The sequence below is a fragment of the Nonomuraea sp. NPDC049725 genome (genome assembly GCF_040674795.1).
Lineage (GTDB): Bacteria > Actinomycetota > Actinomycetes > Streptosporangiales > Streptosporangiaceae > Nonomuraea > Nonomuraea ceibae.
The window spans coordinates 572,942-595,702 of sequence record NZ_JBFANJ010000002.1 but is presented as its reverse complement, the minus strand read 5'-3'; the positions used below and the strand labels follow the sequence as shown (position 1 = coordinate 595,702).

The window sequence follows — 22,761 nt, the reverse complement described above, 5'->3', positions numbered from 1 at the left end:
GGGTCAGCGGGCGTGGTCCGGTGGCGCATTACGGCGCGCCTCCGGACCACCACCGTCACCCCCGCCGGGGCGCGGTCAGCTCACCACGTCCTTGCTGCGGAAGCGGCGGAAGGCGATGGCGATGAGGACGGCCGCGTACGTGATCGACACCGAGGCGCCTTTGGCCATGCCGCTCCAGTCCAGCTCCGGGGCGAGCGCGTCGATCCAGGCGTTGTTCCAGAACGTGGGCAGGAACTCGCGCAGCGCCCCCAGCGCCTCCACCGCCTGGAGGATGGTGCAGACGATCCACAGGCCGACCGCCCCGCCCACGGCGCCCAGCGGCGAATCGGTCATCGTGGAGATCAGGAACGCCAGAGCCGCCACGACGAGCTGGCTGACCATGGCGTAACCGATCACGATGCCGAAGCGCGGCAGCACGTCGAGCGCCGGGATGGTCTCGCCGGTGCCGGGGACCTGGATGTCGGCCCAGCCGAACGCGAGGGTCCCCGCCAGGAGCGCCATCAGCGGCAGGCTGATCACGGCGGCGGCCGAGTAGCCGAGCGCCACGACGAGCTTCTGCCGCAGCAGCCGGTCACGCGGCACCGGCGCCGCCAGCAGGTAGCGCAGCGACGACCAGTTGGCCTCGCTGGCCACCGTGTCGCCGCAGAACAGCGCCACCGCGACCACCAGCAGGAAGCTCGCCGACACCGACAGCGCGAACGCCGCGAAGTTGAGCCCGCTGGCCGTGGCCAGGTCGGAGATGCGCAGCGACGACTGGTCGCCGAAGCCGTCGGGGCCGAGCTGGAACGCGATCACCAGGATCCACGGCAGCGCCAGCAGCAGCCCGAACATGCCCAGCGTGCGCCGCCGCTTGAACTGCCTGACGATCTCGACCCTCAGCGGGAGGGTCCGGCGGGGCGAATAACCCGTGGCGGCGGTCATGCCTTCTCCCCGATGAGGTCCAGGAACACGTCTTCCAGGCGCGGCCCGTGCCCGTTGCCGGTCGCGGCCGAGCTGAGCAGCGCCGACACCGGCCCGGCCGACACGAGCCTGCCGCGCTGCATGACGACCACGTGGGTGCAGGTCTGCTCCACCTCGGCCAGCAGGTGACTGGAGACGATCACCGTACGGCCGTCGCGCGCGTAGCGCTTGAGCACCTCGCGCATCTCCCGGATCTGGGGTGGGTCGAGGCCGTTGGTGGGCTCGTCGAGCACGAGCAGGTCCGGCAGGCCGAGCATGGCCTGGGCGATGGCCAGGCGCTGGCGCATGCCCTGCGAGTAGGTGCGCACGGCCCGCTCCAGCGCGGTGCCGAGACCGGCGATCTCCAGCGCCTCGTCGAACCGGGCGTCGGCCGCGGGGCGGCCGGTGGCGGCCCAGTAGAGCTCCAGGTTGTCGCGCCCGGACAGGTGCGGCAGGAACCCGGGGCCCTCGACGAACGAGCCCAATCGGGACAGGACCGGCGCCCCGGGGGTGACGGGCTCGCCGAAGATCCGGATCTCGCCGCCGTCGGGGTGGATGAGGCCCATCATCATGCGCATCGTGGTCGTCTTGCCGGCGCCGTTGGGGCCGAGCAGGCCCAGCACCTGGCCCTGCTCCACCCGGAACGACAGGCCGTCCACGGCGGGCTCCCCGTTGCGGTAGGCCTTGCTCAGCCCCCGGATGTCCAGCGGCACCTCGGCCGTCCCGGCGGGCACCGGCGCCTCCGCTTCGGCGGCGGAGGAAGCCACGGCGTCCGGCGACGCGCCGGCTCCGGTGGTGGCCGGGGCCGGGCGGCGGCGGCCGGTGGCGAGGACGGCGGCGGCGACGAGGATCGCCGTCAGCGGCATCGCCCACACCCACCAGGCGATCCCGGCGGGCGGGGCGGCGAGGGTGGCGACCGTCGGGACGGACACCGTGGGGGAGGCGAGGGCGACGCGGTAAGAGGCCGGCTCGGCCGGGGTCGCGTAGCCCATGTCGGTCGTGGCGACGACCAGCCGCAGCCGATGGCCGATCTCGAAGCGGTGGTCGACGGCCGGGAGCGTGACGGTGACCTCGGCGCTGCCCGCGCCCTCGGGGATCGTCACGCGCAGGGGCGCGACCAGACCGGCGGGCAGGGTCGGCGGCTGCATCGAGTCGGGGACGTCGAACAGCTTGGCGAACAGGGTCACCTCGCCCGAGCCCGACACCTTGATCCTGGCCGTCGGCGAGCCCGTGAGCTGGAGCGGCCCGGTGAGCGGCGCGGACTCGAACGCGGCGCTCTGGCCGGGCATGTCGAGCGAGACGCTCATGCCGCTCTGACCGCTGCCGCCGCCGAGCAGGCTGCCGACGCCCGGGACCGTGGAGATCGAGGCGGGTGAGCCGCCGGGCGGGTTGACGACGTGCTGCTCGGGCCCGGCGAGCGGGACGGCGGTGACGTCGGTGCCGCCCAGGCCGGGATAGGCGGTGGCCTCGGGGTGCAGGCGGATGCGCTGCCGGGTGCCCGGGTCGCGGCCGCCGTCGCGGGTCACGGTGAAGGCGCTGACAGGCGTCCCGGCGGCGGTGCCGGCGGTGGTGCCGGTGCCGGCGGTGGTGGTGGCGGCCTGCGGGGCGGTGGCGCCGGCGTTCTTCAGGTAGTGGTCGAACCAGGCCGCCGTCTGCTCGTACAGCCATTCGGCCTCGCCGTCGCCGCCGTCATGGCCGCCGTCGAACCAGGCCAGGCTGACCGGGGTGCCCGCGGCGGCGATCGCCTTGGCGTTGGCGTCGGCGTGGTCGAGCGGGAACAGCGAGTCGCGCTGCCCCTGGATGAGCAGCGTCGGCGCCTTGATCCGGCCCGCGACGGAGACGGGGCTCGACTTGCGCAGCAGCTCGATCGCCTCCGGCGTGGCCTTGCCGGTCTTGGCGACCTCCTGGTAGATCTCGCAGATCGCGGGCAGGAACCGGCCGCAGCGCGCCTGCTCCGCGGTCAGCGGCTCGGGCCGCTCGGTGAGCGCCTCCAGGCCCTGCGGCACGCCCGCGCCGCCCCGGCCGAAGAAGATGCCCGCCCACATGCGCTTGAACACGCCGTTTTCGGGCCCCTTGCCGGTGGCGTCGGGGAAGAGCGCGCCGGCCAGGTCGGACCAGGTGATCTGGGGCACGATCGCGTCGACGCGGGCGTCATGGGCGGCCGTCATGAGCGCGATCGCGCCGCCGTAGGAGCCGCCCGCGATGCCGACGCGCGGGTCGCCCGACCCGTCGAGCGCGACCTCCGGCCGCTTGGCCAGCCAGTCGATGAGCTGCTTGACGTCCTTGACCTCGTAGTCGGCGGAGTTGAGCGCGATCTCGCCGCCGGAGCGGCCGAAGCCGCGCGCCGACCAGGTCAGCACCGCGTAGCCCGACCCGGCCAGGCGCTCGGCCTGCTCGCTCACGCTGCGCTTGCTGCCGCCGAACCCGTGCGCGAGCAGCACCGCGGGCGCCTTGTCAGCACCGGCCGGCGGGTAGAACGTGGTGTCGATCTGGACCCGCTGGTCGTCGGCGGGGCCGTCGACGACGGTGATCATCTGGTCCTGGCCGCGCGCGTCGGGCGCTGACGGCCACACCAGCCACGTCGTCACCCCCAGAAGGGCGAGCACCGCGACCAGCGCGGCCGTACGTTTCATGAGGTGGAATCCTACTTTCCCCACCTGAGAGATTTCTGAGACGCGATCACGCGAGGAGGGCGTAGACCGTCGAGGCGCGGGCGGCCGGGTCGCTCTCGCCCGCGGCGGTGAGCGTGACCTCGCTGAAGGCCAGCGTGCGCCCCAGCTTGGAGATGCGGACCTCGACCAGCACGTCCTTGTCCACGACCGGCCGCTGGAACGTCGTGGACTGCTGCACGGTCGTCATCGGCACGAACCCGCCCCGGGCGGCGGAGATCGCGACGACGGTGGCGGTGTCGGCGGCGGCCATCATCGCCTGGCCGCTCAGCCCGCCGCCCTCCCGGGCCAGCTCGGCCGACCACGGCAGGCGCAGCACGGCGTGCCGGTCGCCCACCTCCTCGACCAGCAGGCCGAGCCGCCGCACCCAGGGCGCGAAGTATTCGGCGAGGATCGCCTGTCCCTCTTCTGGAGTCACGCGCCCATCCTGCACCCTGGACGTCATGAGCGAGGAGACGCCGCGACCTCCTGTGGACGACACGCCCGGAACGGCCTCCCCTGTGGACGACACCGGCCGCACCCACGGTGACCTGCGGGAAGACGTCTTCCTGCCGTCCACGTACGAGCGGGCCATCCCGTACGAGCTGTTCGCCCGGCTGCGCAGGGAAGCGCCCGTCTGCCGGATCCCCGAGCCGGCGGTCGGCCCGTGGAAGGAGGGGCCCGGCTACTGGGCGGTGTTCCGGCACGCCGACGTCAAGCACGTCCTGCGCACCCCTGAGGACTTCTCCTCCCATCTCGGCGCCACCCAGATCCGCGACCCCGACACCCCGGCCGACCTGGAGTTCGTCCGGGCGATGATGCTCAACACCGATCCGCCCGCGCACTCCAGGCTGCGCCGGATCGTCGCCGCCGCGTTCACCCCGCGCGCCGTGCGGGCCCTGGAGCGGGAGATCGCCGAGCGGGCGCGCGGCCTGTTCGCCGAGGGCGAGTGCGACTTCGTCGAGGTGGCCGCCGACCTGCCCGTGTGGACGCTCGCGCACGTCATGGGCGTGCCGGACCGCGACCGGAGGCTGCTGTACGACTGGGCGTCGCGGGTGATCGGCTACCAGGACGCCGACTACGCGGGCCTGTCCACGGCCGAGACGGACGCGCTCACCCCGATGGGCCGCCAGGCGGTCGCCCGGCGCCCGGAGCCGCGCCCCGGCGCGAACCCGCGCTCCCGGGCGGCGCTCGCCGACATGTTCGCCTACGCGCACGCGCTGGCCGTGAGCCCGCCGGGCGACTCGGTGATGTCCGCCATGCTGCGCGGCGGCCTGACGGAGGCCGAGTTCGAGAACATGTTCTTCCTGTTCGCCGTCGCCGGGAACGAGACCCTGCGCAACGGCATCCCCGGCGGCCTGCTCACGCTCCTCGGCCACCCGGGGGAGCTGGCCCGGCTGCGCGAGGACCCGTCGCTGCTCGGCCCGGCCGTGGAGGAGATGCTGCGCTTCTGGCCGCCGGTGATGGACTTCCGGCGCACCGCCACCCGCGACCTCACGCTCGGCGGGCAGCGGATCCGCCGGGGCGACAAGGTCGTCGTCTACCACGCCTCCGCCAACCGCGACCCGTCGGTCTTCCCCGACCCCGACCGCTTCGACGTCGGCCGCACCCCGAACGACCACGTCAGCTTCGGCGCCGGCCCGCACCTCTGCCTGGGCGCGCACCTCGCCCGCGCCCAGATGCGCGCCGTCTTCGGCGAACTGCTCTCCTGGGACGTCACCCTGACGGGCGCGCCGCGCCGCCTCACCTCCAACTTCCAGAACGGTCTCAAACACCTACCGGTACGGCTGCGCCGCCGCCGGGCCGTGAGCCGCCCACCGGCATGACCGTAAGATTTGCGCCGTGATGTCACCAGCGACGCTTAAGAACTGGGCCCTGCCCTACTGGACGAGGGGCCCCGCGGGACGCGAGACGCCGCATGATCTGTTCCGTGTGCTGTATTTCGGGTGGCTGGTGGCGTTTGCCCTGAAGGTCCTCGGCTCGGCGTGGGACGTCTCGTGGCACTTCATGTGGCTGCGCGACGACCTGGCCCCGCCGCACCTGCTCAACTCGGCCGGCACCGCCATCGTGGTCGCCCTGACGATCATCCACGGCTACACCGGCTACGGCGTCGACCGGGCCGCGCTCCGGCTGATCCAGTGGGGCACCGGCGTGTTCCTCGTCGCGGTGCCGCTCGACCTGATCAACCACCGCATCAACGGCCTCGACATCACGTCGTGGAGCCCGTCCCACATCATGCTGTACGTCGGCACGTTCTTCATGATCGCCGGCGTGGTCCGGGGCTGGTTCATGGGCGCGCCGCCCGGCCGCGAGCGCACGGTGGTGCTGGGCGCGTTCCTGGCGTTCTTCCTGGAGAACGTGCACTTCCCCGAGCAGCACCAGGAGTACGGCATCCTGTCGCTCGGCGCCTGGGACAACAAGGTGATCTACGCCGAGAAGATCCTGCTCGACTTCGCCGCCGAGCAGATGGGCCGCCCGGTCGACCGCATCATGATCACCAACTTCACGCTGCCCGTCCCCGACACGCTCTACCCCGTGTACGCGGTCGTCGCCGGGCTGGGCGTGCTGGTCGCGGCCCGGATGATGATCGGCAGGTTCGGCGCGGCGACGCTGGTGGCCGCCGCGTACGTGGTGTTCCGGGTGGCGATCTGGCCCCTGCTCACCGTGGCCGGCTTCCCGCCGTCGGCGGTGCCGTTCTTCCTGGTGGCCGGCGGCCTGCTGGTCGACCTGGCGTTCGCGCTGCGCCACCCGGCCGTGCGCGCCGTCGTCGGCGCCGCCGGCGCGACCGCCGCCGTCTACGGCGCGCTCATCGCGCAGGACGCGGTCATGGGCCCGGTGTACGGGTTCCTCAAGGGCCAGGAGGGGCTGCACGGCTCGCCGCCCCTGGCCACGGCGTCGGCCGTGTGGGCCGGGCTCGGCCTGCTGGTCGTCTGGCTGGCCTGCGAATGGTGGGCCGGCCGCCGTCAGCCGATCGAGGCCCGGGTGATCGCCACCGCCACCCCGTAGGCCAGGCCCATCACCGCGACCTCGGCCGTCGCCCAGCCGGCGACGGCCGTGGCCCGGCCCGCGCGGATGGCCGGCAGCAGCCGGAACCTGATGTGCGCGGCCAGCGGCACCAGCAGCGCCGTCAGGGTCACCTTGACCACGACGAGCAGCCCGTACTGGCTGGTCACGATCGCCCCGGGCAGCTCCACGCCGGGCGTCAGCGCCATCGTGCCGAGGCCGCTGACCAGGCCCGACAGGCCCACCATGAGCAGGCACACGGTCGCCAGCCTGGAGAAGCGCGGCAGCGCCACGGCCAGCAGCTCCGCGCGCGGCGCCACGAACACCGCCAGCGCGATCAGCCCGCCCGTCCACGCGGCGGCGCCGATCACGTGCACCTCCATCATGATCATGATGGGGTCGTGCCACACCGAGTCCACCGCGTGGCCGGTGACGGGGATCGGCAGCAGCCCGAACAGCGCCACCACGATCCGCAGCTCGGCCGGCACCTTCTCGCCGAACCGCACCGCCATCAGCCCGATCCCCGCCGCCGCCAGCGCGCACGCCGCGCTGAACAGCAGGCCCTGGCCGGTGCCGACGGTGTCGACGTACGAGGCGATCATGCCGAGCGTGGGGACGCGGCCGGGGTTCAGCTCGGCGGTCTGGAACACGATCGTCAGCAGCGCGCACACCGCCCACGCCCAGGCGGCGGTGACGGCGAGCGGCCGGACCCGGCGCAGCACCGGCTCGCTGCGCTCGGGGGCGTCGAACCCGAGCAGCTTCGGCACCAGGCTCAGCCCGACGACGGCCACGGCGGCCACGTCGAGCAGCACCCGCACCACGGGCAGGCCCACGGTGACCAGCGGCCCCGGCATCGGGATGCCGGGCACGGCCTCCTGCGCGGTCAGCGTGCTCGCGACGACGACGGCGACCACCGCGCTCACGGCGAACACGCCGCCCGCGAGCTGCCCCCGGACCGCCCTCCCGGCGGCGACCTGCGTGGCCGTCACGCCCGCGCCCCCTTCCCGTCACGCCCGCCGGAACCACCGGACCCTACGCCCTCCGAAGCTCCGCCCTCGGCGGTGCTGGAAGGGCCGGTGGGAGGCGGGGTGGCGCGGCGGAGGGCCAGGGCGGTGCCGGCGGCCAGGATGAAGAGGGCGGCGACGATCCACACCACGGCCATCCCCGCACCCCCGTTGGCCGCTGCCTCGGCGGCGGCGGCGCCCGCGTCGGGGGCGGCGGCGGGGGCGGTGGCGGCGTCACCGGACGGGGCGGCGGCGCCGGTCCCGGCGACGGTGAAGGTGAGCTTGCCGGTCACCGGGTGCCCGTCGGACGACAGGATGCGGTAGCCGACCACGTAGCTCCCGGCCGGCATCGGCCTGACCGCGACGGACACCTTCTCGGCCGACACCACGGCGGCCCCGTCGGCCCACGCGGAGCCGTCGCCGCCGGTGACGCCGATCTGGGCGTAGCCCTGGCGCGCGGGCTGGTCGAAGGTCAGCGTGATCCGCGACGGCGGCGCGGCCAGCGTCGCCCCGTCGGCCGGGTCGCTGCCGACCAGCACGTTGTGCGCCCATGCGGGGGACGCCAGGCCCGCCGCCGCGCAGGCCGCCAGCAGCAGGACCGTGAGTAGCCGCCTCAACGAACAACCTTCCATCGAGCGTGTTCAAATCCCGTCTATGGTGCCATCCATGAGTGACCTGTTCGGCGGTGCGGCTCCCTACTACGCCCGTTATCGGGCCCCGCACGGCGACGAGGCGATCGCGTACCTGGCGCGGGTGGCCGGCTCGGGCGCGTGCGTGCTGGACCTGGGCTGCGGGCCGGGCACGGTGGCGATCCCGCTGGCGGCGCGGGTGCGCGAGGTGATCGCGGTGGACCCGGACCCGGCGATGCTGGCGGCGGGCGAGCAGCTGGCGGAGGGGGCGGGCAACGTCCGCTGGCTGCGCGGCGACTCCACGACGCTGGCGGCGCTGCCCCCGTTCGACCACGTGGTGATGGGCCGCTCGTTCCACTGGATGGACCGGCGGGCGGTGCTGGCGGAGCTGGACGTGCTGCTGCCGCCGGGCGGCACGGTGATGCTGGTGGGCCCGTCGAGGGATCACCCGGACGAGCCGTGGGAGCCGGTGGTGCGGGCGGTGCGGGAGAGGTTCGGGCTGGGGGAGATGACGGCCCGCGACTCGTTCCAGGCGACCGGCGAGCACCACGATGACGTGCTGAAGCGCTCGCCGTTCTGCCGGCTGGAGGAGGCGCAGTTCGCCTGGACGCTGCCCCGGGACGTGGACGCCGTGGTCGGCCTGCAGCTGTCCTACTCCTACAGCTCGCCGGCGCGGCTCGGCGACCGGGTGACGCGGTTCGCCGCCGCCGTGCGTGAGGCGCTGCTGGAGGCGCGCCCGTCGGGGGTGTGGGAGCAGCGGGTCGTCACGTCGGTGCTGGTCGCCAGGCGGTCCTGACAGGTCACAGGTCCTCGGCGGTCAGCCCCAGCTCGCGGGCGGCGGCGGTGCGGACGAGCCGGCTGGCGCGGCGGCGCGACAGGACCCTGCCGTGCACGTTCAGCTGGATCGCCAGCCCGTCGCTCAGCGCGAAGATGCGCCAGGTGGCGTCGTCGGGGTCGTCGCAGGTGAAGTCGCCGGAGGCGACGCCGGCCTCGATGATGCCGCGCATCACGAGCCTGCCCTGCACGTCGAGGCGCCGCGAGGTCTCCTCCAGGTCCTTGCTGCGCATGGACTCGGCCCAGGCGTCGATCCACAGCCGCCAGCCTTCGGGGGAGCCGCCGGGGGAGCAGAGCCGCAGCAGGGCGCGCAGCCGGTCGAGCGGCGGCCGGGGGGAGCGTTCCACTCCGGCCAGGGCATCCAGGTGCCGCCGGGCGGCGTAGGCGAAGGCCTGGGCGAACAGCCCGTCCTTCGTCTCGAAGTGGTAGAAGAGCAGCGCCTGGCTGACCCCCGCGGCCCGGGCGATGTCGACTGTCCTCGTATGCCCGAATCCTTGTGCGGCGATCACTTCGCAGGCGGTCTTCAGCAAATCTTCGCGCCGTAACCGGCTAAAACCTGGAGTCACAGCCGGTTACTTTAATCAACGCTCAGAGGTATTCGTAGGGACAAAAAGGACGAGCATTACGTTTCCCGGAGCGGAAGGCGCAGAACGAACCGAGCGCCGGTCTCCGAATCCTCGATCGTGAGCGTTCCGTGATGGGCGGCGGCGATCTCCCGCGCGATCGGCAGCCCCAGCCCGGTGCCGCCCGCGTCGCGGCTGCGCGAGGCGTCCAGCCGGGTGAACCGGTTGAAGACCATCTCCCGCTTGTCCGGCGCGATGCCGGCGCCGTCGTCCAGCACCTCCAGCAGCGCCTGGCCGTCCTTCCTGACGGTGACGATGACCGTGCACTCGGCGTGGCGGTCGGCGTTGTCGAGCAGGTTGGTGAGCAGGCGGGCCAGGCGCAGCCGGTCGCCGGTGACGACCACGCCGGGCTGGACGGTGACGACCACCCGGTGCGCGCGCGGCCTGCGGGTCTCGGCGGTGACCAGCTCGCCCAGGTCCACCGGCTCCAGCCGGGGCGGCTCGCCCGCGTCCAGCTTGGCCAGCGTCAGCAGGTCGCTGACGATCGCCTGCAGCCGGTCCAGGCTGGCCAGCAGCGCCTCGCCGGTCTGCGGCCAGTCGGCGTCGTGCGGGTGCAGCATCGCCTCCTCCACCTGGGCGCGCATGGCGGTGATGGGGCTGCGCAGGTCGTGGGAGGCGTCGGAGGCGAAGCGGCGCTGCTGCTCGGCGGCCTCCTCCAGCCGGTCGAGCGTCTGGTTGGCGGTCAGGGCCAGGTCGCGGATCTCGTCGTCGGTCTCCGGCACCGGCACCCGCATGCCGCTGCGCGTGGCGCTGACCTCGGCGAGCTTGGCGCGGATCCGGTCCACCGGCGCGAGCGTCCTGGCCACCACCCGGGACACGCCGAGCCAGGTCAGGGCCACCAGCCCGGCCGACAGCCCGAACAGGAAGAGCGGCACCTGCGGCGTGACGTACCAGGGGACGGTGGCGTCGCTGACGTACACCAGCCAGTCGCCCTCGGGCTGGTAGACGCGGAAGACGGCCAGCATCTGGCAGCCGTCGGGCAGCGCGGGCACGTCGCAGATGACGTCGACGTGGTTGACGCTGTTGGCGTGCGGCGACAGGTGGCTGATGCGCGGCGCCCCGGTGAGGTGCTCGCCGGCGGCGATCACCCGGCCGGAGGCGTCGACGACCTGGACGCCGTCCATCCCGGAGCTGATCCTGTCGGGCAGCCGGTTCCGCTTGATCATGTGGACGACGTGCAGCGCGTAGTCGACGACCTCGACGCGCTTGTACTCGACGGTCGCGTTGTAGAGCGCGTACAGCACGAAGGAGTTGACCACGACGCAGATCAGCGCCATGGCCAAGCTGGCGAACAGTGCCAGCCGCCTGCGCATGGAGCCGCCGAACCGCGTGATCACACCTCCCCCTCCGGTAATCAGGTGATCACAGTAGGTCACGGCAATGCTAATTAGCGGAGATTCAACGACAAATCCCCCTAAAACACCTCCAGATCAATGCTCTGTACGCCCCGCCGCGCGCTCGTTAGAGTAAGTGAGCACTGATTGCCGAGGAGTCGATGTGAATCTCGCTGTGAACCTCGCTGATTACCGGCGTGCGGCCAGGGACTGGCTGCGGGAGAACGCACCATCGGACGACGAACCCGGCGGCGACCCGATCGCCCGGGCGAAGGACTTCATGGCCCGGCTGCACGACGCCGGCTACTCCGGCATCACGTGGCCGGAGCGGTGGGGCGGCCAGGGCCTGACCCAGGCGGAGGAGCGGGCGTTCGCCGCCGAGGCCAAGGACTACACGCTGCCCACCTACGTCTTCTCGATCGGCCTGGGCATGACCGGCCCGACGATCGTCGACCGGGGCACCGACGAGCAGCGCGAGCGCTTCCTGCGCCCGCTGCTGCGCGGCGAGGAGATCTGGTGCCAGCTCTTCTCCGAGCCGGGCGCCGGCAGCGACGTGGCCGCCCTCCAGACGCGGGCCGTGCGCGACGGCGCCGGCTGGGTGGTCAACGGGCAGAAGGTGTGGACGTCGGTCGCCCAGCACGCCGACTGGGGGCTGCTCCTCGCCCGCACCGACGTGGACGTGCCCAAGCACCGGGGCCTGACGATGTTCGTGGTGGACATGCGCCACCCGGGCGTCACCGTGCGACCGCTGCGCGACATGAGCGGCCGCGCCAACTTCAACGAGATCTTCTTCGACGACGTGCACATCCCCGACGAGCACCGCATCGGCGAGGTGAACGACGGCTGGAGCGTCGCCGTCACGACCCTGCTGCACGAGCGGCTGTCGATCTCCGCCGGCGTCGGCATGAGCGGTCAGCGTGACAACCCCGCCTCGCTGGAGGCGCTGCGCCGCACCCTCGACACCAGCGACCCGCTCGTCCGCGACGAGCTCGTCGAGCTGCACATCCGCACCCGCGCGCTGGCGCTGTTCAACCAGCGGCTGGCCCAGGAGACCAGCGCCGGGCAGTTCCCCGGCGCCCGGGGCAGCGCCGCCAAGCTGCTGCTGGCCGAGCTCTACCTGTTCCAGGCCGACCTGGCCACCCGCCTGACCGGCCCCGAGTCGGTCGTCGGCGACCACCCGCTCGGCTTCACGCTCGCCGCCGCCCCCGGCATGGCGCTCGGCGGCGGCACCAACGAGATCATGCGCAACATCGTCGGCGACCGGGTGCTCGGCCTGCCGCCGGAGCCCCGGATGGACAAGACCGTGCCGTTCAAGGACCTGAAGGTGGGGACGCAGGCGTGAAGCTCGTACTCAGCCAGGAGCAGCAGGAGCTGCGCGCCGCCGTCCGCGCGTTCCTGGCCGCCGCCTCGCCGCTGCCCAAGGCCCGCGAGGGCTACGACCCCGCCGTCTACGCGCGGCTCAACGGCGAGCTCGGCCTGGCGGGCCTGATCGTCGGCGAGGAGTACGGCGGCGCCGGCGCCGGGTTCGCCGACCTGGCCGTCGCCCTGGAGGAGACGGGCGCGGCGCTGCTGCCCGGCCCGTTCCTGGCCACGACGTTCGCCGCGATCGCGCTGGCCGGCACGCCCGACAAGGAGCTGCTGACCGGCATCGCCGAAGGCCGGATCTCCGCCGCCCTCGTCCTGCCGGGGGCCGCGATCCCGCTGCGCGACGGCGCGCTCACCGGCGCGCTGCCGCAGGTGCTGTCCGGCATGGACGCGGACGTGCTGCTGGTGCCCGCGACGGCGGACGGGGGCGCCGTCCTGACGGCCGTCACGCTCGACGGGCCGGGCGTCACTCGGACGCCGCTGGAGACCCTCGACCTCACGCGCGACCAGGCCCGCGTCGAGCTCACGGCGGCCGCCGCCAGGGTGCTCGGCCCCCTTCCGGACGCCGCCGGCGTCGCCGACCGGCTGGCCGTCGCGCTGGCCGCCGAGCAGCTCGGCGTGATGCGCGCCGCGCTCGACGCCATCGTCGCCTACGCCAAGGCGCGGGTCGCCTTCGGCCGCTACATCGGCTCCTACCAGGGCGTCAAGCACAAGCTCGCCGACATGCACGGCAAGCTGGAGCAGGCCGAGTCGATCGTCCGCTACGCGGCCTGGGCCGCCGACGAGTCGCCCGGCGAGCTGCCGGAGGCCGCCGCGCTCGCCCAGGCGTACGTGGGCCGCGCCTGCTTCGAGGTGGCCCGCGACCACCTGCTGCTGCACGGCGGCATCGGCTACACCTGGGAGCACGACGCGCACCTGTACTACAAGCGCGCCAAGACGGACGAGGTGCTGCTGGGGCCGCCGCGCGAGCACCGGGCCAGGCTCGCCCGCCTGCTGGAGCTGTGATGGACGTCAGCGCCCTGCCCGGCTTCTACGCCATCGCCCAGGCCGACCCCGGCCGGCTCGCCGTCATCGGCCCCGACGGCGCCCGCACCACCTACGGGGAGCTGCTCGCCCTGGTCAACCAGGTGTCCCACGGGCTGCGCGAGCGCGGCCTCGGCGGCGGCGACGTGGTGGCGGGCGTGCTGCCCAACGGCCTGGACGCCGTCGTCATGCTGATGGCGACCGGGCAGATCGGCCTCTACTACGTGCCGGTCAACTGGCATCTGACCGAGGCGGAGATCGCGTACATCGTCGGGGACTGCGACGCCAGGCTGGTCGTGACGGCGGAGGAGGGGGCGGCGGGGCTGGCCGCAGGGCAGCCCTCGGGCGCGCCCGGCGAGCGGGCGGCCGGGGCGGTCATGTGGTACACCTCCGGCACCACCGGCTTCCCCAAGGGCGTGCAGCGCCCCCTGCCCGGCGCCGAGCCCGAGGCCGTCGTGCCGCTCTACACGTGGTTCCTCGGCGAGGTCGTCGACCTGCGGCCGGGCGACGGCGTCCACCTGGTGACCTCGCCGATGTACCACTCCGCGCCGTGCGCCCACACGCAGTTCGCGCTGCACCTCGGGCACACGGTGGTGATCGCGCCGAAGTTCGGGCCGGAGACCGTGCTGGAGCTGATCGGGCGGCACCGGGTGACGAACGCGATGATGGTGCCCACGATGTTCCACCGGATGCTGCAACTGCCGCAGGAGGTCCGCGACCGCTACGACGTGTCCAGCCTCCAGCAGGTCATCCACACCGCCGCCGCCTGCCCCGTCGCCGTCAAGCAGCAGATCATGGACTGGTGGGGGCCGGTGCTCTACGAGTACTACGGCTCCACCGAGTCGGCGATCGCCTTCGCCGTCAAGCCGCACGACTGGCTGGCCAGGCCCGGCACCGTCGGCAGGCCCGCGCCCACGTTCGAGGCGCGCGTCCTCGACGACGACGGGAACGAGCTGCCGCCCGGCGAACCCGGCCTCGTCTACGTCAAGTCGAGCCTCGGCTCGTTCGAGTACCGCAAGGACCCGGCCAAGACCGCCGCCAGCATGCGCGGCGAGTGGTACACCCCGGGCGACATCGGCTACCTGGACAAGGACGGCTTCCTGTTCCTGTGCGACCGGCGGACCGACCTCATCGTGTCGGGCGGGGTCAACATCTACCCGGCCGAGATCGAGGCCGCGCTGCTGGAGCATCCGGCGGTGGCCGACGTGGCCGTCATCGGCGTCCCCGACGAGGAGTGGGGCCACAACGTGGTCGCCCTCGTCGAGCCCGCCGAAGGCGTCACGCCGGGCCCCGGGCTCACCGCCGAGCTGCTGGAGCACTGCGGCCCGCGCATCGCCAGGTTCAAGCACCCGAAGGTGATCGCCTACCGTGACAGCCTGCCGCGCACGCCCACGGGCAAGCTGTCACGCTCGAAGGTCAGGCAGTCCTACCTGGACGGGGAGTGAACACCAGCTCCTCGCTGTAGCCGGCCTCGTCGCCCAGGTAGAAACGGGTCGACAGGGTGCGGTCGTGCGTGTCGAACACGGTGGTCCAGATCGTGCGCCAGGGCCCCTCCGTGCCCGCAGGCACGGCCACCGAGGCCAGGCTCGCGCGCAGGTCGTCCGGCGACATGAGCACGCCCTTGCTCCGCTCGTACAGCGTGCGCAGCCTGCCGTACGTGCCGAAGCTCGCCTCGCCGTCCTGCGGCAGGTTCATCGGGTCGGGGTTGCGGTGCAGCAGGTGGTTGGTGACGCACAGCGGCCCGTCGCCGACCTCGATGACGTGCTCGGTGCCGTCCCGGCCGCGCTCCCACACGAACGCGCCGCCGCGCGCGTCGGCGACCAGGTAGTGCAGCGGGGCGCCGTGGTCGTAGTGCTTGGCGCCGAGCAGCGCCTGCTTGGCCTGCTCGACGTTCTCGCAGGTGTCGACGAGGAACCGGGGGAGCTGCACGCTGCCGAGCCCGACCTGCGGGTCGGCCGTCTCCGGCGGCGTCGTGTGCTCGATGTCGGCGATGAGCAGCATCACCGCCAGCCCGGCCTCGTTGATGCCGTCCATGCAGCCGTCCAGCTCGTTCATCGTGATCACGGTCGAGGCCAGGCCCTCGTCCGGCACCGTGGTGATCACGTACGGGCGCGAGGCGATCGGCAGCTCGCCTGGCGTGCTTTCCCGGCCCATGAACTCGCTGGTCGTCAGCGTGAAGAAGTCGTAGTTGCGGCCCGCCCTGCCGTGCCCGTCGGGGGCCGCCGACGGCGGGCACCACAGCGCCGAGCAGCCCGACCCGCCCGGGATCACGCTCAGGCCGTCCAGCGCCAGCTCGTCCTGCTCGGGGTCGAGGCCGAGCGCCTGCGCCGCGCCGTCCATGCGGGCGTGATGCTGCGGCCAGTGCCGCTCGAACCAGGTGCGGCGGGCCCGGCTCACCACCGGGTCGATCCGCTGCGGCTGCCAGCCGAGCCGCCGCGCCTCCTCGGTGAGCCGCCTGCCGATCTCCTCCTGGGAACCGCCGACGGTCAGGTGGTGCACGGTCTGGAAGTCGCCCCTGCCGCCCGCGATCTGCGTGATTGTCATGACCTCACGATGCGCGCGGGGGCTGACCGCCGCCCTACCGCCCGCTGACCGCGCGCCGGTAGCGCTCTGACAGCTCCCGTACGACCTCCGCCAGCTCCGGCGGGTCCAGCACCTCGAAGTCCAGGCCGAGGAAGCCCACCCAGACGGCCATCCCAGTCAGGTCGTCGCCGCCCAGCCGGAGCAGGCAGGTGGCGTCGTCGACCGGCTCCACGTCCAGCCCGGCGGTCGCGCCCAGCTCCCGCACCCGCTCGGCGGGGGCGTGCACCAGCACCGTGCCCCGGTGGCGCCACATCGCCGTGCTGACGGCCCGCTCCACGAACGCGGCCACGTCGCCGTCCTCTGGCAGCTCGCGCGGCGTGAACCGGGGCCCGCCCGGCGTGCGCGGCGTGAGCCGGTCCACCCGGTAGGTCCGCCAGCCGTCGCGGCCCACGTCGTAGCCGAGCAGGTACCAGCGGCCCCGGCGGTGCACCAGCCGGTACGGCTCCGCGTCGCGCTCGCTCTCGGCGCCGTCGTGCCCGGTGTAGCCGAAGCGGAGCCGTTCGCGGTCGCGGGCCGCGTTCGCGATCGTGGTCAGCACGCCGGGCGGCACCGACGGGGCGGCGCCGGGGATCTGCACGGTGTAGGAGTTCAGCGCGCTGACCCGGTGCCGCAGCCGCGACGGCAGCACCTGCTCCAGCTTGGCCAGCGCCCGCACCGACGACTCCTCGATGCCCTCGACGCCGCCGCCCGCCGCCCGGCCGAGCCCGACGGCCACGGCCACCGCCTCCTCGTCGTCGAGCAGCAGCGGGGGCAGCGCGGCGCCCGCGCCGAGCCGGTAGCCGCCGGACACGCCCGGGGTGGCGTGCACCGGGTAGCCGAGCGTGCGCAGCCGCTCCACGTCGTTGCGGATGGTCCTGGTGGAGACCCCGAGCCGCCGTGACAGCTCGGGGCCGGTCCACTCCCTGTGCGCCTGGAGCAGCGACAGCAGCTTGAGCAGGCGGGCCGAGGTTTCCAGCATGCCGACCAGTCTGCCGCCGATCGCGGAAGGAGCGCTTCCGCGTCAGCCGCCGAACAGCTTGCGTCCCTGCTCGATCAGCGTCAGCACGGTCAGCCCGCCGAAGAAGGCCACCGACCAGACCAGCGCGCCCAGCCGGTAGGAGCGCACCTTGATGGCGTCGGGCAGCGCGCCCCGGTTCAGCACGATGAGCAGGATCGAGTAGACGAACATCATCACGGCCGCGACGCTGCCCGACACCACCAGCAGGATGAGCGGCTGGTCGAAGCCCAGGAGCAGGATCGCGGCGCCGGCCAGCGCCATCGCCCACACGACGTAGAAGTAGACGCGGTTCACCGACACGGCCCGCTCGCGCAGGTAGACGGTCTTGATCGTGTCGGAGGCCAGCCGCGAGGTGTAGTCGACGATGCCCATCGCCGAGGCGAACAGCGCCAGCGCGCCGATCAGCCAGAACAGCACGCCGAACCAGGGCCCGACGACCTCCTGCAGCACCTGGCCCTCGATCCGCAGGAAGTCGATGCTGTTGGCCAGCCCCTCCCGGCCGAACACCGTCGAGTAGGCCAGCATCGACATGAACGCGATCGTCAGGAACGACACCAGCGCGAACGTGGCGCCCTGCTCCACGTTGGCGAAGCGCCACCACTGCCGCCAGCGCTCCAGGTTCGCCTTCGTCGGCGCGAACTGGTAGCCGGTGGACGAGGCCGCCTCCTCCTGCCCGGTGACCGGGCTGACCAGGCGGGGCACGTACGCGCCCATGCCGAAGCCCTTGTCGCGGATCCAGTTGCTCTGGCACAGGTTCTGGCCGCCGCCCGCGCCGGCGTAGGCGATGGCGCCCATCACCAGCGCGAACCCCAGGTCGTCGGCGGGGAACCCGGCGTTCACCGTCAGGCCGCGGCCGAGCTCGACCCAGCTCTCGGCGTTGATCGCGAACAGGATCGCGACGACGATCAGCGTGACGACCAGCGCGATCTTCACGAAGATCACCCGCTCCAGCGCGGTGTAGATCACCGGCGCGAGCGTCAGCCCGAGCGCGATCACCGCCAGCATGCCGACCGCGATCCAGCGCACGCTCTCCGCGCCGGTGCCGGTCAGGTACGTCACCATCGTCGCCGACGTGGTGACCCAGCCGGGCCACAGGTTCGCGCAGAGCGTCATGAGCACGAACACCAGGCCCCAGTGCCGCCACATCCGGCTGAACCCGGTGAGCGCCGTCTCGCCGGTGGCCAGCGTGTAGCGCTCGATCTCCATGTTGAGGAACCACTGCGTGATGATGCCGATCGCCGCCCCCCACAGGAAGATCAGGCCGACCTGGGAGGCGATGTACGGCCAGAGGATGAACTCGCCGGAGGCCAGCCCGACCCCGGCGCCGACCAGGCCGGGGCCGATGACGCGCCAGGTCGAGCGGGGCGGTTCGGGAAGGTCGCGGACGGTGACGGGAGGCAGGACCCGCGTGGGCACGGTGGGGGTGAAGTCCGTCATGCGGAGCTCCTTGCTGCAGTCCTGATCGCCGCGCTTTACGCGGCTTTCGACAGCTTGTTACCCCCGCTCGACCACGTAATCCCCGTCGTCGGTGAACCCGGTGACGCGGGCGCCCCCGGCGAGCAGCCCGCCGAGCACCCGGCGCGTCGCCAGCCGCCACTCCCGGGCCGCGCCCGGGTCGGCGCGGCGCAGCGTCTCCACGTCGTCCGGCGTGGCCACCAGCACCACCGGCCCGTCCGCGTCGGTGACGACCGGCCGCTCGCCCACCGCGTCCAGCAGCCGCGCCGCCCCGGGCGCGACCCGGCCGCCGCCCGGCGGCCGGGTCAGGTGCCACACCGCCAGCAGCCGGTCGGAGTCGTCGCCCTCGTTGATCGCGTCGGCCATCGCGCCGTAGAAGCTCTCCAGGTACGCCTCGGGCCGCGCGCCCAGCTTGGCCAGGTTGAACCGGGCGTTCCTGCGCACCAGCGGATCGAACGTCCAGGTGATGCGGTCCAGCCCGCGCCGCAGGCACCAGGCGCGCTGGTGCAGCTTGAGCGCGTAGCCGACGCCGCGCCCGACCAGCGCCCCGGTGACGTGCGAGTGCAGGGCGCGCCCGGCCGCCAGGAAGCCGACCGACGCGCCCACGAGCACGTCGTCCTCGTAGGCGCCGGCCACGTAGCCGCCCGCGTGCGCGAAGGCGATCATCAGCTCCAGCGGCACCGGCACGTTGCCCGGGTCGGGATGCCAGATGTCGTCGAACAGCCGCAGCGCCTGCCGGAACTCGGCCATCGCGTGCAGCTCGCGGATGGCCACCCCGCTCCGCGCGGCGGCCCCGGCCGCCAGGTCCTCGCCGGTCAGGTCGGTCACACCCTCACTCGTCACACCCTGGTCGTACCCGTGCTCGCGCCCGCCTGTCACACGAGCAGCTCGGCGAAGAGCCGGTGCACGTTGCCGCCGAGGATCTTCAGCACGTCCTTCTCCGGCACGCCGCGCCCGAGCAGGCCCTCGGTGACCATCGGCAGCCCCGACGGCCCCTCCAGGCCGGGGATGGCCGCCCGCGTGTCGACGCCCCTGAGCTGCAGGTCCTCGCAGCAGGGCGGGGTCAGGTCGTCCATCACCTCGCGGATGAAGTCGGGGCCCAGGCCGACGTGGTCGATCCCGGCCACCGAGGCGACGTGCTCGATGTGGTCGAGCAGGTGGTCGAGGGTCGCCTCGTGCTCGCGCTCGGTGAGGAACGGCGCGAAGAAGTTCACGCACACCACGCCGCCCGTGGCCGCCACGGCGCGCAGCTGCTCGTCGGTGAGGTTGCGGTGGTGGTCGCGCAGCGCGCGGGCCGAGGAGTGCGTCGCGATGAGCGGCTTGGCGGTCAGCTCCAGCACGTGCGCGACGCCGGAGGCGCCCAGGTGGGAGACGTCGAAGACGACGCCGAGCCGCTCCATCTCGCGCAGCGCCGCCACGCCGTGCGAGGTGAGCCCGCTGCCGGTGGCGTCCTCGCCGCTGCCGTCGGCCAGCGGGGTGCGGCCCCAGTGCGCGATCGAGGCCACCCGCACGCCCAGCCGGCGCACCGTGGAGATCAGCTCCACGCTCGCGTCCAGGCCCGGCATGCTCTCCAGCGCCAGCACGAGGGCGATCAGGCCGGCGTCGAGCGCGGCGTCGATCTCCGCCGCGTCACGGCAGAGCCGGACGTGCTCCGGGTTGCCCTCGGCGATCACGTGGGCGCACTCGATCATGCGCAGCGTCTGGCGCAGCGCGCCCTCCGGCCGGTACTGGTCGTCGATGAAGACGGGCAGCACCTGGAGGTTCACGCCGCCCGCGACGAGCTGCGGCAGCCAGCGCTCGCGGAAGAAGTCCGCCCACCGCTCCGGCGGGCGCGCCGAGACGGCCATGAGCAGGTCGTTGTGGGTGTCCGCGACGAGCGCGCGCTGATGCAGGGAGGTCGTCATGCGAGGGACGCTACCGCCCCGGCCACGCCGGTGCCATGTGGCATCGTACGGAAATCGCGGCGCGCGTTGGACGCTCACACCTGCCGGTAGGCCGTGCGCGGCGGCCGGGCCGTCAGGCGGCGGTAGAGCGGCGCCGGGCCCGGCCAGTTGTTGGTGACGCGGCCCTCGGCGTTCTTGTACCAGCTCCGGCATCCGGCGCCCCACACCATGCGGGCCATCGCCGCGTCGAGCTGGGCGCGCCAGGCCGCCATCGCCTCCGGGCGCACCTCCAGCCGCCGCCCGCCCGACAGGTGCGGCAGGCACGCCATGACATGCGCCACCTGGCATTCGAGCATGAACACGATCGAGTTGTGCCCCAGGTTCGTGTGGGGCCCGTACAGCAGGAACAGGTTCGGGAAGTGCGGCACCGAGATGCCCAGGTACGCCTCCGGGCCGCCGGCCCACTGCTCGGCCAGCTCGCGCCCGGCCCGGCCCGTCACCCGGATCGGCGCCAGGAACTCGGTGGCGCGGAAACCGGTCGCGTAGACGATCGTGTCGGCCTCGTACGCGGTCGCGGCCGTCTCGACCCCCTTGGGCGTGATGCGGGAGATCGGGTCGGTGACCACCTCCACGCCGGCGCGGCACAGCGCCGGGTAGAACGAGCTGTCGATGATCACCCGCTTGCAGCCGGGCGGGTGATCGGGCGTGAGCTTGGCGCGCAGCTCCGGGTCGGGCACCTGGTCGCGCAGGTGGCCCAGGGCCCGCTTGCGCAGCAGGTCACGGCTCCAGCCGCCGGCGAGCGCGGGGTAGAGTGCGGCCTCGGCGTAGCGGAAGATCCACTCCCGGTAGGCGCGCTGGAGCCCCGGCACGAACCGGAACGCCAGCCTGGCCGCCGTGCCGAACTCGGCGTCGGGCTTGGGGATCACCCAGTTGGGCGTGCGCTGGAACACGGTCAGCCGCTCGGCGCGCTCGGCCACCCGGGGGATGAGCTGCGCCGCCGACGAGCCGCTGCCGATCACCGCGACCCGCCTACCGGTCAGGTCGTGGCCGTGGTCCCAGCGGGCGGAGTGGAAGGCGGCGCCCTCGAAGTCGTCCATGCCGGGGATCTCGGGCAGCCGCGGGCGGTTGAGCTGGCCGACGCTCATCACGACGACGTCGAACGCCTCGCTCTGGCCGCCGGCGGTGACCTGCCAGCGGGAGCCGTCGAAGGCGGCGTCGGTGACCTCGGCGTTGAACCTGATTTTCCGCCTGACGTCGTACTTGTCGGCGCAGTGTTCTAAGTAGGCCAGGATCTCGGGCTGTTCCGGGTATCTGCGCGTCCAGCTCGCGTACTTCTCGAACGAGTACGAGTACAGGTGCGACGGGATGTCGCAGCCCGCCCCCGGATAGCTGTTGTCGCGCCACGTGCCGCCGAGCGCGCCCGCCTTCTCGAACACCGTGTAGGAGCCGATCCCGGCCTTCTCCAGCCGGATCGCCATGCACAGCCCGCCGAACCCCGCCCCGATGATCGCGACCTTCGGTGTCATGCGCCCTCCGCCCGAGTCAGGATTCACTTACATTACGCCCGAAGGGATGCCGCGCCCAGCCCCGCGCTCCTCGTCCGGCCGTAGATCCCGATAGTCTTCCCAGGTGGCTGCTGTGACGCTGACTGACGTGATCGACGTGCTCGAGGCGGCCTACCCGCCCGCCCGGGCCGAGTCCTGGGACGCCGTGGGCCTGGTCTGCGGCGATCCCGCCCAGCCGGTGGGGCGGGTGCTGTTCGCGGTCGACCCGGTCGCCGCCGTCGCCGACGAGGCGCTGGAGTGGGGCGCCGACCTGATCGTCACCCACCACCCCCTCTATCTGCGCGGCACCACCAGCGTCGCCGCGACCACCCCCAAGGGCCGGCTGATCCACACCCTGATCAAGCACGACATCGCCCTCTACACCGCCCACACCAACGCCGACGTGGCCAACCCGGGCGTCTCCGACGCGCTGGCCCGCGCCGTCGGCCTCACCGGCGGCCTGACGCCGCTGCGGCCGCTGCCCGACGACCCCGCGTGCGGGCTCGGCCGCGTCGGCGACCTGCCGGAGGCGACCACGCTCGGCGACTTCGCCGCCCGCGCCGCCGCCGGGCTGCCCGCCACCTCGTGGGGCATCCGCGTCGCCGGCGACGTGAGCCGTCCCGTCTCGCGGGTCGCCGTCAGCGGGGGAGCGGGCGACTCGCTGCTGGCCGACGCGCGCGCCGCCGGGGCGGACGTGTTCCTCACCGCCGACCTCCGCCACCACCCCGCCAGCGAGTTCATGGAGGCGGGCGGGCCCGCGCTGATCGACGCCGCCCACTGGGCCACCGAATGGCCGTGGCTCGACGGCGCCGCGTCCATCCTGGCCGCCGGTGGCGTTAACGTTGAGACGCGCGTCTCCGCCGCGGTCACCGATGCTTGGACACGAGGATATTGATC

At 73.1% G+C, this 22,761-nt stretch carries 20 protein-coding genes; 7 read left to right on the top strand and 13 right to left on the bottom strand.

The window, feature by feature from the left end; all coding sequences use genetic code 11:
* Positions 1-75: 75 nt before the first annotated feature.
* From AB0J53_RS07155 to AB0J53_RS07145, 3 genes are read right to left on the bottom strand one after another with little or no spacing between them, the layout of a single operon-like run.
* Positions 76-921, bottom strand: coding sequence for an ABC transporter permease subunit (locus AB0J53_RS07155; RefSeq protein WP_364169440.1), 846 nt, complete (start codon positions 919-921; stop codon positions 76-78).
* On the bottom strand, positions 918-3,572 hold the full coding sequence (locus AB0J53_RS07150; RefSeq protein WP_364169437.1) for an alpha/beta fold hydrolase: 2,655 nt from the start codon (positions 3,570-3,572) through the stop codon (positions 918-920). The genes AB0J53_RS07155 and AB0J53_RS07150 overlap by 4 nt, the downstream gene beginning before the upstream one ends.
* Before the next feature lie 46 nt (positions 3,573-3,618).
* Positions 3,619-4,026, bottom strand: a complete 408-nt coding sequence (locus tag AB0J53_RS07145; RefSeq protein WP_219518224.1) for a PaaI family thioesterase — start codon at positions 4,024-4,026, stop codon at positions 3,619-3,621.
* 25 nt (positions 4,027-4,051) lie between these two features.
* On the opposite strand from AB0J53_RS07145, the gene AB0J53_RS07140 reads away from it, so the two are divergent.
* Both AB0J53_RS07140 and AB0J53_RS07135 read left to right on the top strand, forming a co-directional pair.
* The gene (locus tag AB0J53_RS07140) at positions 4,052-5,413 is read left to right on the top strand and encodes a cytochrome P450 (RefSeq protein WP_364169433.1); all 1,362 of its coding nucleotides are present in this window, start codon (positions 4,052-4,054) and stop codon (positions 5,411-5,413) included.
* A gap of 127 nt (positions 5,414-5,540) precedes the next feature.
* Positions 5,541-6,593: a hypothetical protein gene (locus AB0J53_RS07135; RefSeq protein ID WP_364169430.1), complete on the top strand. Its 1,053-nt coding sequence runs from the start codon at positions 5,541-5,543 to the stop codon at positions 6,591-6,593.
* Here the strand turns inward: AB0J53_RS07135 and AB0J53_RS07130 are convergent.
* Together AB0J53_RS07130 and AB0J53_RS07125 are read right to left on the bottom strand one after the other, a co-directional pair.
* The gene (locus AB0J53_RS07130) at positions 6,551-7,579 is read right to left on the bottom strand and encodes a CopD family protein (protein WP_364169427.1); all 1,029 of its coding nucleotides are present in this window, start codon (positions 7,577-7,579) and stop codon (positions 6,551-6,553) included. The genes AB0J53_RS07135 and AB0J53_RS07130 overlap by 43 nt on opposite strands.
* Positions 7,576-8,211, bottom strand: coding sequence for a copper resistance CopC family protein (locus AB0J53_RS07125; RefSeq protein WP_364169424.1), 636 nt, complete (start codon positions 8,209-8,211; stop codon positions 7,576-7,578). Before AB0J53_RS07125 ends, AB0J53_RS07130 begins: the two co-directional genes overlap by 4 nt.
* A 49-nt stretch (positions 8,212-8,260) precedes the next feature.
* On the opposite strand from AB0J53_RS07125, the gene AB0J53_RS07120 reads away from it, so the two are divergent.
* A complete protein-coding gene (locus AB0J53_RS07120; protein WP_364169421.1) occupies positions 8,261-9,019 on the top strand; it encodes a class I SAM-dependent methyltransferase in 759 nt (252 codons plus the stop codon).
* 4 nt (positions 9,020-9,023) lie between these two features.
* Here AB0J53_RS07120 and AB0J53_RS07115 read toward each other — a convergent pair whose 3' ends face one another.
* Together AB0J53_RS07115 and AB0J53_RS07110 are read right to left on the bottom strand one after the other, a co-directional pair.
* Positions 9,024-9,587, bottom strand: coding sequence for a TetR/AcrR family transcriptional regulator (locus AB0J53_RS07115; RefSeq protein ID WP_246646864.1), 564 nt, complete (start codon positions 9,585-9,587; stop codon positions 9,024-9,026).
* A 92-nt stretch (positions 9,588-9,679) separates the two neighbouring features.
* Positions 9,680-11,017 carry a HAMP domain-containing sensor histidine kinase gene (locus AB0J53_RS07110; protein ID WP_364169418.1) on the bottom strand — a complete coding sequence of 446 codons (1,338 nt, stop codon included), beginning with the start codon at positions 11,015-11,017 and terminating at the stop codon, positions 9,680-9,682.
* A 160-nt stretch (positions 11,018-11,177) separates the two neighbouring features.
* Between AB0J53_RS07110 and AB0J53_RS07105 the strand changes: the two genes are divergently transcribed.
* From AB0J53_RS07105 to AB0J53_RS07095, 3 genes are read left to right on the top strand one after another with little or no spacing between them, the layout of a single operon-like run.
* On the top strand, positions 11,178-12,356 hold the full coding sequence (locus AB0J53_RS07105) for an acyl-CoA dehydrogenase family protein (protein ID WP_364169415.1): 1,179 nt from the start codon (positions 11,178-11,180) through the stop codon (positions 12,354-12,356).
* Positions 12,353-13,384: an acyl-CoA dehydrogenase gene (locus AB0J53_RS07100; protein WP_364169412.1), complete on the top strand. Its 1,032-nt coding sequence runs from the start codon at positions 12,353-12,355 to the stop codon at positions 13,382-13,384. The genes AB0J53_RS07105 and AB0J53_RS07100 overlap by 4 nt, the downstream gene beginning before the upstream one ends.
* Positions 13,384-14,847, top strand: coding sequence for an AMP-binding protein (locus AB0J53_RS07095; protein ID WP_364169409.1), 1,464 nt, complete (start codon positions 13,384-13,386; stop codon positions 14,845-14,847). The genes AB0J53_RS07100 and AB0J53_RS07095 overlap by 1 nt, the downstream gene beginning before the upstream one ends.
* On the opposite strand, the gene AB0J53_RS07090 is transcribed toward AB0J53_RS07095, so the two are convergent.
* From AB0J53_RS07090 to AB0J53_RS07065, 6 genes are all read right to left on the bottom strand, one after another.
* Positions 14,819-15,946, bottom strand: coding sequence for a C45 family peptidase (locus AB0J53_RS07090; protein ID WP_364169407.1), 1,128 nt, complete (start codon positions 15,944-15,946; stop codon positions 14,819-14,821). The genes AB0J53_RS07095 and AB0J53_RS07090 overlap by 29 nt on opposite strands.
* A 34-nt stretch (positions 15,947-15,980) precedes the next feature.
* Entirely contained in the window at positions 15,981-16,943 is a 963-nt protein-coding gene (locus AB0J53_RS07085; RefSeq protein WP_357587219.1) for a YafY family protein, read from the bottom strand.
* A 42-nt stretch (positions 16,944-16,985) separates the two neighbouring features.
* On the bottom strand, positions 16,986-18,419 hold the full coding sequence (locus AB0J53_RS07080; protein ID WP_219517165.1) for an Nramp family divalent metal transporter: 1,434 nt from the start codon (positions 18,417-18,419) through the stop codon (positions 16,986-16,988).
* Positions 18,420-18,476: 57 nt separating this feature from the next.
* A complete protein-coding gene (locus AB0J53_RS07075) occupies positions 18,477-19,280 on the bottom strand; it encodes a GNAT family N-acetyltransferase (protein WP_364169403.1) in 804 nt (267 codons plus the stop codon).
* A gap of 32 nt (positions 19,281-19,312) precedes the next feature.
* Positions 19,313-20,341, bottom strand: a complete 1,029-nt coding sequence (locus AB0J53_RS07070) for a membrane dipeptidase (protein WP_364169400.1) — start codon at positions 20,339-20,341, stop codon at positions 19,313-19,315.
* A gap of 74 nt (positions 20,342-20,415) precedes the next feature.
* Complete coding sequence (locus AB0J53_RS07065) at positions 20,416-21,846, bottom strand: NAD(P)/FAD-dependent oxidoreductase (protein ID WP_364169397.1); 1,431 nt, start codon at positions 21,844-21,846, stop codon at positions 20,416-20,418.
* 112 nt (positions 21,847-21,958) lie between these two features.
* Here AB0J53_RS07065 and AB0J53_RS07060 point away from each other — a divergent pair, with 112 nt between their 5' ends.
* Positions 21,959-22,759 (top strand): Nif3-like dinuclear metal center hexameric protein, encoded by an 801-nt coding sequence (locus tag AB0J53_RS07060; RefSeq protein ID WP_364169394.1) that lies wholly within the window; start codon positions 21,959-21,961, stop codon positions 22,757-22,759.
* The last annotated feature ends 2 nt before the right edge of the window (positions 22,760-22,761 follow it).